The sequence below is a fragment of the Diaphorobacter ruginosibacter genome (genome assembly GCF_040396215.1).
GTDB lineage: Bacteria > Pseudomonadota > Gammaproteobacteria > Burkholderiales > Burkholderiaceae_C > Diaphorobacter_A > Diaphorobacter_A ruginosibacter_A.
Genome location: NZ_JBEBOW010000082.1, coordinates 1 through 16727 on the forward strand (window position 1 = coordinate 1; position 16727 = coordinate 16727).

The 16727-nt window shown below is 66.4% G+C and carries 18 protein-coding genes; 10 read left to right on the plus strand and 8 right to left on the minus strand.

Going from position 1 to position 16727, the window contains the following annotated elements; translation table 11 throughout:
- From ABWP92_RS11170 to ABWP92_RS11195, 6 genes are all read right to left on the minus strand, one after another.
- A partial coding sequence (locus ABWP92_RS11170; RefSeq protein ID WP_353235454.1) for a nitroreductase family protein occupies window positions 1-372 on the minus strand: 372 nt, incomplete at its 3' end.
- A complete protein-coding gene (locus ABWP92_RS11175; RefSeq protein ID WP_353235455.1) occupies window positions 369-1607 on the minus strand; it encodes an acetyl-CoA C-acyltransferase in 1239 nt (412 codons plus the stop codon). The genes ABWP92_RS11170 and ABWP92_RS11175, both read right to left, overlap by 4 nt.
- Window positions 1604-3115, minus strand: a complete 1512-nt coding sequence (locus tag ABWP92_RS11180; protein ID WP_353235456.1) for an AMP-binding protein — start codon at window positions 3113-3115, stop codon at window positions 1604-1606. Before ABWP92_RS11180 ends, ABWP92_RS11175 begins: the two co-directional genes overlap by 4 nt.
- A complete protein-coding gene (locus tag ABWP92_RS11185; RefSeq protein ID WP_353235457.1) occupies window positions 3105-3701 on the minus strand; it encodes a biotin transporter BioY in 597 nt (198 codons plus the stop codon). Before ABWP92_RS11185 ends, ABWP92_RS11180 begins: the two co-directional genes overlap by 11 nt.
- A 46-nt stretch (window positions 3702-3747) precedes the next feature.
- Window positions 3748-4341: a CbiQ family ECF transporter T component gene (locus tag ABWP92_RS11190; protein WP_353235458.1), complete on the minus strand. Its 594-nt coding sequence runs from the start codon at window positions 4339-4341 to the stop codon at window positions 3748-3750.
- Entirely contained in the window at window positions 4334-5092 is a 759-nt protein-coding gene (locus ABWP92_RS11195; RefSeq protein ID WP_353235459.1) for an energy-coupling factor ABC transporter ATP-binding protein, read from the minus strand. The genes ABWP92_RS11190 and ABWP92_RS11195 overlap by 8 nt, the downstream gene beginning before the upstream one ends.
- Before the next feature lie 456 nt (window positions 5093-5548).
- On the opposite strand from ABWP92_RS11195, the gene ABWP92_RS11200 reads away from it, so the two are divergent.
- From ABWP92_RS11200 to ABWP92_RS11210, 3 genes are all read left to right on the plus strand, one after another.
- Window positions 5549-5956 (plus strand): CidA/LrgA family protein, encoded by a 408-nt coding sequence (locus tag ABWP92_RS11200; protein WP_353235460.1) that lies wholly within the window; start codon window positions 5549-5551, stop codon window positions 5954-5956.
- Complete coding sequence (locus tag ABWP92_RS11205; protein ID WP_353235461.1) at window positions 5953-6690, plus strand: LrgB family protein; 738 nt, start codon at window positions 5953-5955, stop codon at window positions 6688-6690. The genes ABWP92_RS11200 and ABWP92_RS11205 overlap by 4 nt, the downstream gene beginning before the upstream one ends.
- 92 nt (window positions 6691-6782) lie before the next feature.
- The gene (locus tag ABWP92_RS11210; protein WP_353235462.1) at window positions 6783-8078 is read left to right on the plus strand and encodes a DEAD/DEAH box helicase; all 1296 of its coding nucleotides are present in this window, start codon (window positions 6783-6785) and stop codon (window positions 8076-8078) included.
- A 102-nt stretch (window positions 8079-8180) separates the two neighbouring features.
- On the opposite strand, the gene ABWP92_RS11215 is transcribed toward ABWP92_RS11210, so the two are convergent.
- Window positions 8181-8825, minus strand: a complete 645-nt coding sequence (locus ABWP92_RS11215; protein ID WP_353235463.1) for an FMN-dependent NADH-azoreductase — start codon at window positions 8823-8825, stop codon at window positions 8181-8183.
- Window positions 8826-9030: 205 nt separating this feature from the next.
- Between ABWP92_RS11215 and ABWP92_RS11220 the strand changes: the two genes are divergently transcribed.
- The 7 genes from ABWP92_RS11220 (at window position 9031) to bla (ending at window position 15898) form a co-directional block, all read left to right on the plus strand.
- Window positions 9031-9942: a LysR family transcriptional regulator gene (locus ABWP92_RS11220; protein ID WP_353235464.1), complete on the plus strand. Its 912-nt coding sequence runs from the start codon at window positions 9031-9033 to the stop codon at window positions 9940-9942.
- Window positions 9943-10108: 166 nt separating this feature from the next.
- Window positions 10109-11119, plus strand: coding sequence for a sulfate ABC transporter substrate-binding protein (locus ABWP92_RS11225; protein WP_353235465.1), 1011 nt, complete (start codon window positions 10109-10111; stop codon window positions 11117-11119).
- Between the two features lie 138 nt (window positions 11120-11257).
- Window positions 11258-12133 carry a sulfate ABC transporter permease subunit CysT gene (gene cysT, locus ABWP92_RS11230; protein ID WP_353235466.1) on the plus strand — a complete coding sequence of 292 codons (876 nt, stop codon included), beginning with the start codon at window positions 11258-11260 and terminating at the stop codon, window positions 12131-12133.
- The gene (cysW, locus tag ABWP92_RS11235) at window positions 12130-13095 is read left to right on the plus strand and encodes a sulfate ABC transporter permease subunit CysW (RefSeq protein WP_353235467.1); all 966 of its coding nucleotides are present in this window, start codon (window positions 12130-12132) and stop codon (window positions 13093-13095) included. Before cysT ends, cysW begins: the two co-directional genes overlap by 4 nt.
- Before the next feature lie 69 nt (window positions 13096-13164).
- Window positions 13165-14292, plus strand: a complete 1128-nt coding sequence (locus ABWP92_RS11240) for a sulfate/molybdate ABC transporter ATP-binding protein (protein ID WP_353235468.1) — start codon at window positions 13165-13167, stop codon at window positions 14290-14292.
- A 58-nt stretch (window positions 14293-14350) separates the two neighbouring features.
- Entirely contained in the window at window positions 14351-14854 is a 504-nt protein-coding gene (locus tag ABWP92_RS11245; protein WP_353235469.1) for a disulfide bond formation protein B, read from the plus strand.
- 108 nt (window positions 14855-14962) lie between these two features.
- On the plus strand, window positions 14963-15898 hold the full coding sequence (gene bla, locus ABWP92_RS11250) for a class A beta-lactamase (RefSeq protein ID WP_353235471.1): 936 nt from the start codon (window positions 14963-14965) through the stop codon (window positions 15896-15898).
- A gap of 7 nt (window positions 15899-15905) precedes the next feature.
- Here the strand turns inward: bla and ABWP92_RS11255 are convergent, their stop codons facing one another.
- Window positions 15906-16607 (minus strand): glutathione S-transferase, encoded by a 702-nt coding sequence (locus ABWP92_RS11255; protein ID WP_353235470.1) that lies wholly within the window; start codon window positions 16605-16607, stop codon window positions 15906-15908.
- Window positions 16608-16727 lie beyond the last annotated feature (120 nt).

The following is a 16727-nucleotide window of genomic DNA, read 5'->3' on the forward strand; positions in this document are numbered from 1 at the left end:
TTCAAACTGTCCGGCCCGGCCCCGCGCATCGCCACGCGCCACGCCCAACGCTCCGTACAAGGATTGCGCGGCCGCCACTTGCCGTTTGCGCAGGTGCATGGGCATGGGGCGTGGAAAGTAGGCGTAGTCTTCGCTTGGGGGCGTGCCGCCGCGGTAGTCGTCCAGCAGCGCGCGGCTCAATTCGTCACGCAGTGCGCCGGCGACCTGGATGAACTGGCCGGGCTGGAGATTGGCGCCGCTGGGCGCCATGCGGGCCGCCGCCAGCAATCGAAGAAGCAGCGCGTCGGGCACCTCCCGAGGGAGATAGCCGCGTATCGAACGGCGGTCTTGCAGAAAATCCAGGGCGTTTGCTGCCCGGGCGTCGCCCATCATGATGACATCCTTTGCGCGGCCACGACGCAGGCCGCTCCAATTCCACCGGCTCCCGCGATCGCGGCCAGCCCGAGTCCTTCGCCGCAGCCGTGCGCGCTTCCGCCGGCGCGCTCCGTGAGGGTGGCAAGCAGCCTGACCAGCGCAATCGCTCCCGAAGCGCCGATCGGGTGGCCCCGCGCGAGTCCGCCGCCGCCGGTGTTGATGCGCTCTGGCGGCAGCCCGAGCGCCTGGCAGAAGGAAAGTCCCTGAACAGCGAATGCGTCATGCAGTTCGATGGCCTGCATGGCGGCGATCTCCAGGGGCCCGGACTGCAAGAGGCGGTCGGCGGCCCGCGCAAGCACCTTGCGCGCCGCATGCTCCGCGGCGGCCAGTGGCATGGCGGGATCGCCACCTACGCTGGCGCCCGCGATCCAGCGGGCCCTGGCCGTGAGAGCGTATCGCTCGCATGCCGCGCGCGACGCCAGCAGGACCAGCGCCGCGCCGTCCGCCCTGGCCGAGATGGTGAGGGCGCTCATGCCGGATGCGCGGCCGGCATCCTCGCGCGCATGCACGACGACGGGCATGCGCGCCGCCCGTGCGCGCGAGATGGAGCGCGGATACGCATCCGCCCGGAGCTCCGCGATCGTGGCGATTTCCGGCGAATGCCTGTCCTCGCGCGCGGCCGCCAGTGCGCGGTCATGGCTCGTGAGCGCATAGGCATCGAGTTGCCCGCGCGCCATGCCGAGCGCGAATGCATGCTCGCTCGCGGCGGCCAGCAGGTCGGGGTCCTGGCGAGGGTGGGGCGCGAAGGCGGGGCGCTCGAATGCCTGCGGCTGCCCGGCCGGGTGCATGGGCCTGGTCATGCGGATGGGTGAGCGGCTCCAGGCTTCCACGCCCCCCGCGATCACGATCTGCGCCTGCCCCGCGGCGATCATGGCAGCGCCCGTGGTGACCGCGTCGAGCCCGCTGCAGCACTGGCTGTCCACGGTGAGCGCAGCGCAATCATCGTTCAGGTTCGCGGCCAGTGCCGTCATGCGGGCGGGATTGCCGCCCGCGCCCAGGGCGTTGCCGAGAACGACCGCATCCACCGCCGCTTCGCCGAGCCGCGCGCGGCGCAGCAGCTCGCGCAGAACCGGCGCCGCTATCTCGTGTGGATGCAAGGCATTGAATGCACCGCCCAGGGGGGCAACCGCGCTGCGCATCCAGCCGGCGATGAACGGGCCGTCGGCCCGGCCCGAAGCGGAGACCGGGTTCATGCGGTCCACTCCGTGAGCAGCACTGTATCGGCGGCGCCAGTCATCGCGCGCGCCACGGCGTGGGCGAGCCGTGCATGATCCGTCTTGCCGCTGGTGGTCTGGGGCCATTGCGTGCAAATCCACCAGTGTCTGGGGTGCTTGAAGCTCTCGGCGCGCGCGTGCAGCCATTGCGCTAGCTCCAGGCGCGATGGCCAGGATGCGCACTCATCGAGCCACTCGTCGCGCCATTGGATGACCGCGTGCAGCCGCATGCCGCGCAGCCTGTCGGGAACGCCGAGGACGGACGCTCGCGCAATGGCGGGATGTCCGGCGAGCAGGTCTTCCAGCTCTTCCGGGAAAAGGTTCTTGCCGCGCGTGACGATCATGCGGCTTTGCCGGCCCGCCAGATGCAGCAGCCCATCGGTGTCGATGTGGCCCATGTCGCGCACCGATAGCCAATCGCCGTCGTGCAGCACGGCCGTGCGATCGGCGCAGTCTCCCACATAGTCCATGAACAGCATGGGGCTTCGCATGTAGATCAGGCCGGTTGGCGCGGCGGCGGCGTCTGTCGCGCCACCGCCCGGCGCGGACGCGGGCAGCGGGCGGATCGCCAGCTCCACATTGCTGAAAGGACGGCCGACGGCCTGGGCCGGGGCGTGTTCGCCGGCATCCATCCAGGCGATGAAGCTGGCCTCGGACGCTCCATAGAACTCCACGATGCGCGCGTTGGGGAACAGCGCCTGCAGCGCGGGCGTATGCGAGCGCATCCAGCGCGCCCCGCTGATCATGATGAACCGCACGCCCATGATCGGCTCCATCGCGCGCTGTCTCGCCCATTGCAGCATCAGCAGCAACTGGCTGGGAACGGCGACCAGGCAGGGCGCGTGGCCGTCGCGCAGGGTGGCAAGGCAGCGCAGCGCCGAGAAACGCTCCTGCACGATCGCTCCCGTTCCCAGCCAAAGAGCCTGCATCACGCCGAACAGAAACAGCGAATGCGACATGCGGCCTGGAGAGAGCGTGCGCTGCGCCGCGGCGGCGCCGAAATCCTTCAGGCTCACGCGAAAGCTCTCGGTCCAGGACAGGTGATGGCGCATGAAGCCCTTGGGCAGCCCGGTGCTGCCCGAGGTGAAGCCGGTGTAGAACGGGCTCAGCGCGTCGGTGCTCCGGTGCGCCGGGCTGGGTTCGGTGGGCATCCAGCGTGCGGCCCGCTCGCATACGGCTTGCGGCCAGTCGGGATCGGCCATGGCGGCGCAGCGGCCGCTGTCGATGATGGCCAGAAAGTCGATTACCGATTCCAGCGTGCCGCGTTCGCCTCGCAGCAGTTGCATGGCCGGCAGGCGTGCCCCGGCGATTCGCGCGCTGCGCGCGGCGACCTGCTCATGCAGCTCGGCAAAGCTCACGCTCCGCGTTTCGCTCTCCAGCGCAATGGCGCTTGGGCGGCGCTGCGCCCAGTGCGCGAGCGGGCCATGCACGAACCGCCAGAAACCTTGCAGCGCGTGTGCGCCTGCGTCAATGGGCTCAGGCTGCACTTCGGCCTCCGAACCGCCAGTCGGGCAGGCCCCGCGCGACCGAGTGCGCGATGGCGGCGCACATCGCGCATTTGATGACGTCGCCGGGCACGAACGCCAGCGTGGCCAGCACTGCCTGCTCGAGGCTGAGGCCCGCGAGCAGCATGAGTCCGGCCACGCCAGCGGCGTGCAGGGCCAGCAGTCCGCCGAGGGCGGAGGCGATGAAGGCGCTCATCGCAACCGTGCGCGGGCTGCGCGAAGGCAGGCTGCGCATGATCAGTCCGACGATGAACGCCGCCGGCGCGTAGCCGATCAGATAGCCGGCCGACGGCGCCATGAACACGCCGATGCCGCCGCGCCCGCCCGAGAGCAGCGGCAAGCCCACGGCCACCGCGGCCAGGAACAGCACAAGCGCCTGCAAGCCCCTGCGCGGCCCCAGCATGACGCCCGCCAGCATCACGCCGAGCGACTGCGCGGTGATGGGAACACCCATCGGCAGGTCGATCTTCGGGATCAGGCCCAGCACCGCCATGAGTGCGGCAAAGAGAGAGACCTGCGCCATGGCGGAGGCGTTCTTGCGGTGCAAGGAAGGTGTGGATGGATTCATGGGACAGGGACTCCGTTGGAGAGGGGAAAAGGGAAAACAGCGGCGCTCATTGACCGAGCCGGGCCCACAGCGCGTCGGCCACGCGGCGCGAGGTCTGCAGCATGTGAATGGACAGCGGCGCGATCAGCCGCAGGCCGCCGGCCTTTCCGGTGCGCAGCCGGTGGGCGTCGGCGAGTTGCTGCCAGCGGGTGAAGAAATGCTCGATGAAGCGCAGCATCAGGGCGATGTGCAGCGCCAGGCGCTCAGGCTGGACGCCCAGGCGCGACAGCGGGCGCAGCAGCCGCTCCAGCACGTCGATCAGATCGCCGGGCCGGGTGGTGAGGGTGAACGCGGCGCCCAGCATGCTCGCGCTCAGCAGGCGCGCGGCGCTGACGAAGGCCAGTTGGAGGTGGCCCATCAACGCGTGAAAACCGGCGATCAGCAGCGATGCGATCAGTACCGAAACCAGCAGCCGCCGCGCGCCAAGGGCCGCTCTGCCCAGCGACAGCAGCACGGCGGCGTTCGCGGCGGCGGCGGCGCCGTGCCATGCGGCTGCGCTCACGGTGAACAGCAGCGAGCCGCAGGCCGCCATCGCCAGCAGCTTGGCCGCGGCGGGAACGCGGTGCAGCCAGGTGGGGATGTCGCTGAAGAGGCTACCCATGGGCGGCCCCGCCCCTGGAGGCGCTGCGCCGCAGCGCCGAGCGCATCGTCACTTCGGCCTCGTAGGCCGCGCAGATGTCGCCTGCCGGGCCGTCCGCGCGGACCTTGCCTGATTCGAGCCAGATCACCCGCTCGAAATCGCGGACGTGTTCAAGCACATGGGTGGACACGATGATCTGCTGGGGTGCGCTGGCGATGTCGTTCGCCAGCGCGTCCTGGCTGGGCAGGTCGAGGCTGGCGAAGGGTTCGTCGAGCAACAGCACGCGGGGCCCGGCCGCGAGCAGCGTGAGCCAGCACACCTGCTGGCGCTGCCCCTGGCTGAGGCTTCCCATGGCGCGGCCCGCCCAGTCGGCTCGGCCATGCGAGGCGAGCAGTTGTCGCGCCGCGTCGATGGCTTCCTTCCTGGCCTTCCCCCTGGTGCGAAAGGAGAGCGCGATTTCTTCTTCGACGACGGGGTGGATGATCTGTTCATCCGGATTCTGGAACATCAACCCGACAAGCCGCGCACGTTCGGGGCCGCTGCAGTGCATGTCCGCGCCGTCCATGCGCACGCTGCCCGATTCGGGGACGTCCAGCCCGCAAAGCAGCCGGAGCAGACTGGTCTTGCCGGCCCCGTTGTCGCCAATCAAGCCGATCCGGCGTTCAGCCAGATGCAGCGTGAGCCCGTGAAAGACCGGGGTGCGGCCACGCCGCAGCGACACGTGTTCGACATGCGTGGAGGCGATGGGTGTCAATGAAGGCGGTGAAGTCATGAGCGTAACGCGAAACCAATGGACGGCAGGGCGGCGGTGGATGGGTGTCCGGCCTGCAATCGTTCTTTTTCATTCTATGGCGCGTAATTTCGTTCAACTCACATTGAAAATTCCTCATGTTGAATTTTCATGACTGAAAAAATGCGCTCTAACATCGCTTATCCGGCGGCCAAATTCGATGCCTGTTGCGAGTAGATGTCTGCATGTTGGCTGGATTTGCGATTCATGCCTGCAATGGGGTGGCAACATGTCGGCAATTTTCATCAACGCCGCTCAAGAGCTTCGCTTTCCTGCGGGAGTTGTCGCGGGTGCCGGCTCACGCATTTATCGCACCGGGCGACGATGATTTGGCGGCTTGGCTATGCTGCCGGGTTGCGTTGGCGTGCTGCCGCGCGGCGCCTGTGCGCCGGCAGAGGGCGCTACACATTCCTCACTCAGTAGAAAAGACAAACTTCCGTGCCTGCCTTGATCGTTTCCCTGTTGGTTCTCGTGACGTTCCAGTTGATCGGCGAATTCGCCGCCAGGATCCTGGGCATTCCCTTGCCGGGGGCGCTGCTCGGGCTGGTGCTGCTGACCGTGGCGCTCGTCGTGCTGGGCGGTGTGCCGCAGGCGCTCGGGCGGGTGGGCGGCGGCTTGCTGCGCAACATGATGCTGCTGCTGGCGCCCGCGGTGGTGGGCCTGATCGACAACATGTCCCGTGTGCGCGAAGAGTGGCTGCCGTTTCTGGCGGCCTGCGTGGCGGGCGCATTGATCACGCTGGCGGTGACCGCCGTGGTGTTGCAGCGGCTGCTCAGGCAGGCGGGGGCAGGGCAGGCGCAGGCTGATGGCGCATTGCCGGACGGCGGCGCGGGAGGCAAGGCATGACGGGCTGGTTCGCGCTCTCCATTCCCCGGCCGTTCGAGAGCTGGATGTCCTTCGGACTGGCCGCGCTGCTCTGGATTGCGGTGACCGGCGCGGCATACTGGCTGGCCCTGCGGCTGAGCCGGCGCATGAAAGGCAATCCGGTGTTCGTGCCGGTCGCCACGACGTCGCTGATGGTGATGGCCGTCTTGTGGCTGAGCCATACGCCCTATTCGGTGTATGCGCCGGCCACCAGGCCGTTGAGCTGGTGGGTGGGGCCGGCCACGGTTGCGATAGCGATTCCGCTCTACGGCCAGCTCGACAGGCTCAAGCGCATCTGGCGGCCCCTGCTGATCGCGTTGTTCGTGGGCTCTGTCGTCGCCATGGCGTCGGCCATCGCGATTGCCTGGGCGCTGGGTGGCAGCTGGCAGACCCTGATGTCGCTGATGCCCAAGTCGGCCACCATGCCCATCGCCATGCCCATGTCCGAGCGCTTTGGCGGATTGCCGGCGCTGGCGGCCGTGGCGGTGGTGATCACGGGCGTGTTCGGCACGGTGATCTCGCACCCGCTCCTGCGCGTGCTGAAAGTCACCGACCCGGCCGCGCGCGGGTTCGCCATCGGCCTGACGGCGCATGCGATCGGCATGGCGCGCGAGCTGCAGGTCCATCCTACGTCCGGCAGTTTTGCCGCACTGGCGATGGGCTTGAACGCGATCGCCACCGGGGTGCTGATGCCGCTGGCGCTGGCCTGGGTGTGAGCGCCTCGCGGTGAAATAGATCCCGTTTCGGGCGCGAGCGGCCCGCAGGCACGACAATAGCGGGCTTGATCCCTTTCCCGCTCATCTTGCATATGTCGTTTTCCGCTTTGGGCCTCGCCCCCTCGCTGGCCCAGGCCGCGCACTCCAGTGGCCTGATGGCGCCCACCGCCGTTCAGCAACAGGCCATCGAGGTTGTGCTGCAGGGGCGGGATCTGCTGGCCTGCGCGCCGACCGGCTCCGGCAAGACGGCTGCCTACGTGCTGCCGTTGCTGCAGGCGTGGATGCTCGGCGAGGCGCAGCGGCTCCATGGACCGAGGCAGGCACAGGCGCTGATCCTGGTGCCCACGCGCGAACTGGCCGCGCAGGTGGCGGAGCTGATCTATGTGCTGGGCGAGGCATCGGGGCGGCGGCCCAAGGTGGCCGTGCTGACCGGCGGCGTGTCCATCAACCCGCAACTGATGGCGTTGCGCGGTGGCGCCGACATGGTGATCGCCACGCCGGGCCGCCTGCTCGACGTCGTGGCGCACAGCAGGTTGCAGCTCAAGAACATCCGCACCCTGGTGCTCGATGAGGCCGACCGCCTCATGGACCAGGGCTTTGCCGATGAACTCGGCCAGGTGCTTGCGCTGCTGCCCGGCACCCAGGCGCGCCAGACGCTGCTGCTGTCCGCTACGTTTGCGCCTTCGGTTCAGGCTCTGGCGGCAGGGTGGCTGCGCGCCGATCATGCGCGGGTGATGATCGAGCCGTCCTTGCAGCAGGATGCGGACATCATGCAGCGAGCCATCTACATCGACAGCGGCAGGCGCACCGCGCTGCTGCATGATCTGGCCGTGCAGCATGCGGGCCAGCGCATGCTGGTGTTCGTCGCCAGCCGCTACAGCGCCGAGCACGTGGCCAACAAGTTGTATGACAGGAAGATCAACGCCACGGCCTTTCATGGCGATTTGAGCCAGGGCGCGCGCCGGCAGGTGCTCGATGAGTTCAAGAACAGCCAGTGGCAGGTGCTGATCACCACGGATCTGGCGGCGCGCGGCATCCACGTGGATTCGCTGCCGCTCGTCGTCAACTACGACCTGCCGCGTTCCCCTGCCGACTACATCCATCGCATTGGCCGCACGGGCCGGGCGGGGCAGAGCGGACTGGCCATCAGTTTCGTCACGCCGGCCTCGCAAGCGCACTGGCGGCTGATCGCCAGGCGCAATGCGCTGGAGATCGCGCTGGAGACGCTCCCGCAGTATCCGGTGACGGAGCCCGCGCCCGCGCGCCAGCCGCACGAAGACGGCGACAGAGGCGGCATCAAGGGCCGGCGCATGAGCAAGAAGGACAAGCTGCGCGCGGCGGCGGCCCAGGCCAGAACGCAAGGCGATGGCGGCTCTGGCACGCGCTGATACGCCTTGACGCGCCCTGACGCCTGAAGGCGGTCGCGGCTTCCCGGTCCCGCGATTGCAAAAGGCCGGCGATGGCCGGCCTCTCTGCCTGGGCGCGTTGCTTCAGGCGGCTTCGGCGAGCGCTTCCTGGTCGGCGCCGGCCACTGCCGTCTCGATTTGCGTGACCGCATTTTCCAGCGCCTTCGCCCTGGCTTCAGGGCCCATGCCGATGCCCTCGGCGCGCACGAAACGCACGTCGGTGATGCCGAAGAAGCCGAAGATCACCTTCAGGTAGCTCTCCTGGTGCTCCATCGCCTGGCCCTGCTCCGAGGTGGAATAGAAGCCGCCGCGAGAAGATGCCACGATCACCGTCTTGCCCTTGGCCAGGCCTTCGGGCCCGGCGGATGTGTAGCGGAAAGTGCGGCCGGGCTGGGCGATGCGGTCCAGCCATGCCTTGAGCTGCGTGGGGATGCTGAAGTTGTAGAAGGGCGCGCCCACCACGATCACGTCGGCGGCCAGGAACTGGCTGACCATCCGTTCGGAGACGGCGTTTTCCCGCACCTGGGCGTCGCTCAATCCCTCTGTCTGCCCGGTACGCGGGGCCATGGCGTCCGCGGTGAAATGCGCGGGGGCGTCGGTCAGCAGGTCGAGGTGGCTGACTTGGGTGTGAGGGTGTTCGGCGATCCAGGCATCGACGATCTGGCGCGTGAGCAGACGCGAAACGGAGTTGTCGCCGGTGATGGAGGAGTCAATGTGAAGCAGTTGCATATGGAAGTCTCTGAAAAATGGAATGTGGATATGGCTGGGGTCGCAGGCCGACGCGGGGAGATGCTTTGCATCTCCGCACGTATCCGGCATGCGTCCGGCATGTGTCGATCTACGAATGCTTAAATTGTAATGTTGAGACAATGCTCGGATAAATCACCAATTCCGTGATAGATTGTCCTGAATTCAACAACAATTTGAAAACGCCATGCAAGACCTGAATGACATGCTGTTTTTCGCCGAGGTGGTGGAGCGCGGCGGCTTCACGGCGGCCAGCCGGGCCCTGGGTATCCCGAAGTCGCGCCTGTCGCGGCGCATCTCCGAGCTGGAGCAGCAACTGGGCGTGCGGCTGCTGCAGCGCACCACGCGCAAGCTCTCCCTGACCGAGGTGGGCGAAACCTATCTGCGCCATTGCCAGGCCATGCGCGAGGAGGCGCAGGCGGCGGCGGATGCCGTCGCGCAAGTCAAGGGAACGCCGCGCGGTACGGTCCGGGTGTCCTGCCCGGTCACTCTGGCGCAGACGGTGTTGGGCGAGCTGATGCCCGCATTTCTTGAGCGCTGCCCGGAAGTGCGGCTGGAAATGGCGGTGTTGAACCGTCCGGTGAATGTAGTGGAGGAAGGGCTCGACGTGGCGCTGCGGGTGCGCCGGTCGCTCGATGAAAGCGGCAGCATGATCGTCAAGCGCCTCGGCACGGGCCGCCAGATATTGGTGGCCAGCAAGGATCTGCTCATCCGGCAGGGAACGCCCGGAACGCCCGAGGAACTGGAGCGGCTCGACAGCGTGGCCATGCCGTCCGCGGACGGCAGGTACGTCCTGGAACTGCTCGGACCCTCCGCCCAGAGCGCGACCGTGCGTCTTGCCCCGCGCTATGTGGTGGACGATCTGCTGATGCTCAAGTTCGCGGCGCTCGCGGGCACGGGCTTTTGCTGGCTGCCCGACTATCTGTGCGGCGATGAAATCACCGATGGACGGCTGGTGGAACTGCTGCCTGAATGGAGCCAGCCACCCGGCATCGTTCATGCCGTTTTCTCGTCGCGCCGGGGATTGCTCCCTGCGGTGCGCAGCTTTCTTGATTTTCTTGGCGAGACCGTGCCGCAGCGCAGCCATCTTGGTATGTGATGGGAAGGCGAGCCAAGGGAGAACGAGGATCGATCACACGTAAGCCCCTGTCAAATATTGCATATTCCAAAAATTGATAAATTTAGAAAAATATATTCTTTTGAGTTTTAAGAAGATTTCCTCACAATGATGCTTACCTTTGTAAATAATTAAAGACGTAGACACAATGATCCTGACCCGTTCACTCAAGACCTTGATTGCCGCAGTTGCCGTGGCGGCCAGCAGCGTGGTATCCGCTCAATCCCCCAACACGCTGCTGAACGTCTCCTACGACGTCGCGCGCGAGTTCTATAAGGACTACAACCAGGCCTTCGTCGCCCATTACAAGAAGACCACGGGCAAGGATGTGAAGATCGACCAGGCGCACGGCGGCTCCAGCGCCCAGGCGCGCGCGGTGAACGATGGTCTCGAGGCCGACGTGGTGACCTTCAACACGACGACCGATATCGACTTCCTGGCCAACAATGGCGTGGTCGCCAAGGACTGGGCCAAGAAGTTCCCCAACGATGCGTCGCCCACCACGTCGACCATGCTGTTCCTGGTTCGCCATGGCAACCCCAAGAACATCAAGGATTGGGAAGACCTGATCCGCCCCGACGTCAAGGTCGTGGTGGTCAACCCCAAGACGGGCGGCAACGGCCGTTACGCCTATCTGGCGGCATGGGGCTATGTGCGCGAGAAGGGCGGCACCGATGCGCAGGCCGCGGAATTCGTCGGCAAGCTGTTCAAGAACGTTCCGGTCCTGGGCAAGGGCGGCCGCGATGCCACCAGCATTTTCCTGCAGCGCAACATGGGCGATGTGCTGATCACCTTTGAGTCGGAAGTCGTTTCCGTTGAGCGTGAGTTCGGCAAGGGCAAGGTGGATGCGATCCATCCGTCCGTGAGCATCCTGGCCGAGAATCCGGTCGCCGTGGTGGAGCGCACGGTGAACAAGAAGGGATCGCGCGAACTGGCCACCGAGTACCTGAACTACCTGTATTCCGACGAAGCGCAGGAAATCGCAGCCCGCCATGCCCTGCGCCCGCGCTCCGAAGCCGTGCTCAAGCGCCATGCGGATGTCTTCAAGCCGGTCAAGCTGTTCGCCGTGAGCAAATACTTCGGCTCGCTGGCCGAGGCGCAGAAGGTCCACTTCAATGACGGCGGCCAGTTCGACAAGCTGTACACCCCCGGCAAGTAAGACGCTCCCGCCGAGCCGCTACGCACCTTCCCGCCGTTGACGCAGGAAAGGTGCTGGCGCCCCGGGATGGCGGCCCTCGCGCGGCATGTGCCGGCCCGGGCCGCGCCCGCAATTTCCCACCAAGAAAATATCCGACCTATGACCGCTGCGGTGTTGAATGCAACGCCCAAGGCAGGGCCTGCCCGGCGAGCGCCCAAGCGTGTGCTGCCTGGATTCGGGCTCACGCTGGGCTATACGCTTTTCTATTTGAGCATCATCGTGCTGATTCCATTGGCCGCACTGCTGTTCAAGACTTTCCAGATGACCTGGCCGCAGTTCTGGGAGGCGGTGGCCGCGCCGCGCGTGCTGGCCTCCTATCGGTTGACCTTCGGCGCCTCGTTCATCGCGGCCTGTGTGAACCTGGTGTTCGGCCTGCTGGTGGCGTGGGTGCTGGTGCGCTATCAGTTCCCGGGCAAGAAGATCGTCGATGCGCTGGTCGATCTGCCATTCGCCCTGCCGACCGCGGTGGCGGGTATTTCGCTGACGGCGCTGCTCGCGGGCAATGGCTGGATCGGCCAGTATCTCGAGCCACTGGGCATACAGCTTGCCTTCAACCCGAACGGCGTGGTGATCGCGCTGATCTTCATCGGGCTGCCGTTCGTCGTGCGCACGGTGCAGCCGGTCCTGGAGGATTCCGAGAAGGAACTCGAGGAAGCCGCCACCAGCCTGGGCGCGACCCGCTGGCAGATTTTCTACAAGGTGATCCTGCCGGGCATCATGCCCGCGCTGCTCACCGGCTTTGCCATGGCGTTCGCGCGGGCGATCGGTGAATACGGCTCGGTGATCTTCATTGCGGGCAACATGCCCATGGTCTCGGAGATCACGCCGCTGATCATCATCGGCAAGCTCGAGCAATACGACTACCAGGGCGCAACGGCGGTGGCGGTGACCATGCTGCTGTTCTCGTTCGTGATGCTGCTGGTCATCAACGGCCTGCAGGCATGGCAGCGCAAGCGCCAGGGAGCTCCGCTATGAACGAGCAGCATTACTTTTTGCTGAAGGTCATCGGCGCCATCCTGGTTCTGGTGCTGATCGCCTATCGCCTGACCGCGCCGAGGAAAAGCGCCAGGCCCGAAGCGCTGACCACGACCGAGCCGCGCGCCGTGCGCTGGCTGCTCACGGGCGTGGTGATGGTGTTCCTGCTGCTGTTCCTGGTGCTGCCGCTGGCGGCCGTGTTCACCGAGGCCCTGCGCAAGGGGGTTGACGCGTACCTGGCAGGATTGCGCGAACCCGATGCCTGGGCGGCCATCAAGCTCACGCTGCTGACGGCAGCCATCTCGGTTCCGCTGAACCTGGTGTTCGGCGTGGCCGCCGCCTGGTGCATCGCCAAGTACGAGTTCAAGGGCAAGGCCTTTCTCACCACGCTGATCGACCTGCCGTTCTCGATTTCGCCGGTGGTGGTGGGCCTGATGTATGTGCTGGTGTTTGGCGCGCAGGGCTGGTTCGGCCCCTGGCTGGCCGAGCACAACATCAAGATCGTGTTCGCCGTTCCGGGCATTGTGCTGGCCACCGTGTTCGTGACGTTTCCGTTCATCGCCCGGGAGCTGATTCCGCTGATGCAGTCGCAGGGCAATGACGAGGAGCAGGCCGCGATCGTGCTGGGCGCAACCGGCTGGCAGACCTTCTGGCACGTGACGCTTCCCAATATCAAGTGGGGCCTGCTGTACGGCGTGATTCTCTGCAACGCGCGCGCGATGGGCGAGTTCGGCGCCGTGTCGGTGGTCTCCGGCCACATCCGTGGGCAGACCAACACGATTCCGCTGCACGTGGAAATCCTCTACAACGAATACCAGTCGGTCGCCGCGTTCGCAGCCGCATCGCTGCTGGCATTGCTGGCGCTGGTGACCCTGGTGGTCAAGTCGGTCGCCGAGTGGCAGGCCGAGAAGCAATTGAAGGCTGCGGCAGCCATGCCGCCGGAGCGCCCTGCGGCGGATTGAGCGCCGAAATATGGAGCGGGATTTTTTTCTTCGCCGCAAGGCGGCGGGGAAGGCAAGAGGAACAGAGACATGAGTATTGAAATTCGCAACGTCAGCAAGCAGTTCGGCGATTTCCAGGCGTTGCGCGACGTCAACCTGGACATCAAATCCGGTGAACTCATCGCGCTGCTGGGGCCTTCGGGCTGCGGCAAGACCACGCTGCTGCGCATCATCGCGGGCCTGGAGACCGCCGACGTGGGCACCATCTCCTTCAGCGGCGAAGACACCACCGACGTGCATGTGCGCGACCGCAACGTGGGCTTCGTGTTCCAGCATTACGCGCTGTTTCGCCACATGACGGTGTTCGACAACGTGGCGTTCGGCCTGCGCGTGAGGCCGCGCAAGGATCGTCCCGGCGAGGCCCAGATCCGCGAGAAGGTGATGAACCTGCTCAAGCTGGTGCAGCTCGACTGGATCGCCGACCGCTATCCCTCGCAGCTCTCGGGCGGCCAGCGCCAGCGGATTGCGCTGGCGCGCGCGCTCGCGGTGGAGCCCAAGGTGCTGCTGCTCGACGAGCCATTCGGCGCGCTCGACGCCAAGGTGCGCAAGGAACTGCGCCGCTGGCTGCGCCGCCTGCACGACGAGCTGCACGTCACGTCCATCTTCGTCACGCATGACCAGGAAGAGGCGCTCGAAGTGGCCGACCGCGTGGTCGTCATCAACAAGGGAAGGATCGAGCAGGAGGGCACGCCGCAGCAGGTCTGGGACAATCCGGCCAGCCCGTTCGTCTATGGCTTCCTCGGAGACGTGAACCTGTTCAAGGGCCGGGCCAGCGACGGCCGTGTGTATCTGGACGAGGGCCTGCAGTTCGACAGCGCGGAAGCCGACAACGCGCACGAGGCCAAGGCCTTCGCGTTCGTGCGGCCGCACGACCTCGACGTGGAGCGTTATTCGCCGGGCCAGGCGCTCGATGCGCATGGCCGCCCCCGCGGCATCGTCGCCCAGTTGTCGAGGGCGATCGTGGTCGGCCCGATCGCGCGGCTGGAACTTATCCCGGAATCCGATAACCAATCGGCGGACAATACGGCCTCGGAGTCGCTGATCGAAGCGCAGATTCCGGCGCAGCAGTTTCGTGACCAGGGGCTGCGCGAGGGCGAGATGCTGGTGGTGACACCGCGCCACGCCAAGGTATTCCTGGACCAAGCCGCCGGTATCTGAGCCGACTTCCCGAGACCGGGGAAATCGGCGGGGGAGGCCGGCCTCCAAAGGACAAAAAGTGATTTTGAACTGGATTTCCCGGGCCCCGCGCCAGATTCTCGGACTGATCTGCCTGGCCTGTTTCGCCATGCTGGGCTTTGGCCTGTACCTGCAATACGCAGTGGGGCTGGAGCCGTGCCCGATGTGCATCGTGCAGCGCTACGCGCTTCTCATCGTGGGCGTGTTCACGGGCATCGGCGCCGTGCGCGCGGGCGCGGGCTGGTGGAAGACCTGGAGCTTTCTCGCGCTGCTGATGGCCGGCTTCGGCGCATTCGTGGCCGCGCGCCAGAGCTTTCTGCAGTGGTATCCGCCGGAGTTCGCCACCTGTGGGCGCGATTTCTACGGCATGATCGAGAATTACCCGATCAGCCGCGCCATCCCCATGATCTTCCGCGGCTCGGGCGACTGCACCGCGATCGACTGGACCTTCCTTGGCGGCTCCATCGCCAACTGGTCGTTCGTGTGCTTCGCCGTCATCGCCGTGGTGCTTCTCGTGGCGCTGCTTCGCGGCGGCCGGCGCTAGAAAATCCGGTATGTTCTGAATATGGCCCCGCCATGCCTGGCATGCGCGGGGTCTGCTTCATTGCGGAAGGCCGCTATTTCGAGGGTTGGAGATATGAGTGATACGAACATGCAAAGGCGCCATCTGCTGAGGACGGGCTTTGCGGGATCCGCCGTGGCGGCGCTCGCGGGCTGCGGCGCCTTGAGAAACTGGACGGGTGCGGACGGACAGCCCGCGGGCAAGGGCGGCGGCAGCTTCGAGCAGCGGCTGGCGGCGCTGGAGGCGCGCGGCGGCGGCCGGCTGGGCCTGTCGGTGCAGATACCGGGCAGCGAACGCACGCTGGGGCGGCGCGAGGACGAGGCGTTTCCTCTATGCAGCACTTTCAAGCTGCTGCTGGCCGCGCGCACTCTGTACCTGTCGCAACTGGGCGAGTTCCCCATGGAGCAGGGGCTCCTGTATGAAAAGCGCGAGCTGGTGGCCTATTCGCCGGTGACCGGGAAGTTTGCCGACGCCGAAGGCATGACCGTGCGAGACCTGTGCGAGGCCGCGGTCGTGATGAGTGACAACACTGCCGCCAATCTGCTGCTGGGATTGCAGGGCGGCCCCGCGGGCCTGACCCGCTGGCTGAGGATGAACCTCGGTGACATGAAGACCCGTCTGGACCGTATCGAGCCGGGCCTGAACACGGCCATCGCCGGCGACGCGCGCGATACCACCACGCCGCGCGCCATGGCCAGGACTTCGCTGGCGCTGCTGACCGATCCCAAGGGGCAGCTCAAGCCAGCCCATCAGCAGCAATTGCTGGACTGGCTGCTTGCCAGCCGCACGGGCGACAAGCGCCTGCGCGCGGGCATGCCCGGGGACTGGAAGATCGGCGGCAAGACCGGCACCGGCGACAACGGTACGGCCAACGAGGTCGCCATCGTGTGGCCGGCCCAGGGCTCCGCGCCGATGCTGGTGAGTGTGTATCTGACAGGTGCGATGAAGGTCGACTCGGAGGGCCGCGACGCCATCCTGGCGGAGGTGGGCGGCGTGGTCGCCGACTGGTATCGCAGCAAGCGCTGACGAGCCTTCATCCGTCCACGCCGTGCTCGAGCGGCCCGCACGAGCGTGAAGGCTCCGCGCCGCCGAACACCGTGGGCCCGGTGGTCTCCGGCACCCAGGCTGGATAGGGCTCCATGGCTTCGGCGTAGAGCGCTGAATCCATCCAGCGCTGCAGCCAGGCCTGCAGATGCGGCCATGGCCTGGCGGCCCAGGCTTGCCTGTCGATGTGCGCGAACTGGCGCACGAAAGGGCGCAAAGCCATGTCCGCAAGACCCGGATGCAGTCCGAAGAGATAGCCGGTCGCGCCAAGCCGGTCATTGAGCGAGCCAAGCCATGCTTCGGCGTCGACGGCTGCTTGCGCCACTTCCTGCGCACCGTGGCGTTCGGAATACTTGCTGCGATCCAGCGCGGGTTTGAAGAACCGGTCGTTGCGCTCGATGAGGGCCAGCATGTCCTCGAGGCAGCCCGGCGTGGGCTGCAGCCATTCGTCCTCGTCGCGCAGGCGCAGCGCGTGCAGCATGATGTCCAGGCTCTGGTCGATCACCGAGCCGTCCGGCAGCACCAGCACGGGCACGGTGGCCTTCGCGGAGGCGTCCAGCAGCGCCTGGGGTTTGTCGCGCAGCCTGATTTCGCGCAGCTCGCAGGCGAAGCCCGCGCTGACCAGCGCCAGCCGCGCGCGGATGGCGTAGGGGCAGCGGCGGAAGGAATAGAGAACGGGCAGCGCGGACATGAAGGAAGAAAAGCGCAGGAGAAGGAGAGAGCCGGGAGGCGCCGCTCTTTCGCAGGCGAACCGGTTAAGAACGTGTTTACGATCTCCTCGCGCCGCGACAGCGGCTTTGCGGGATGGGAT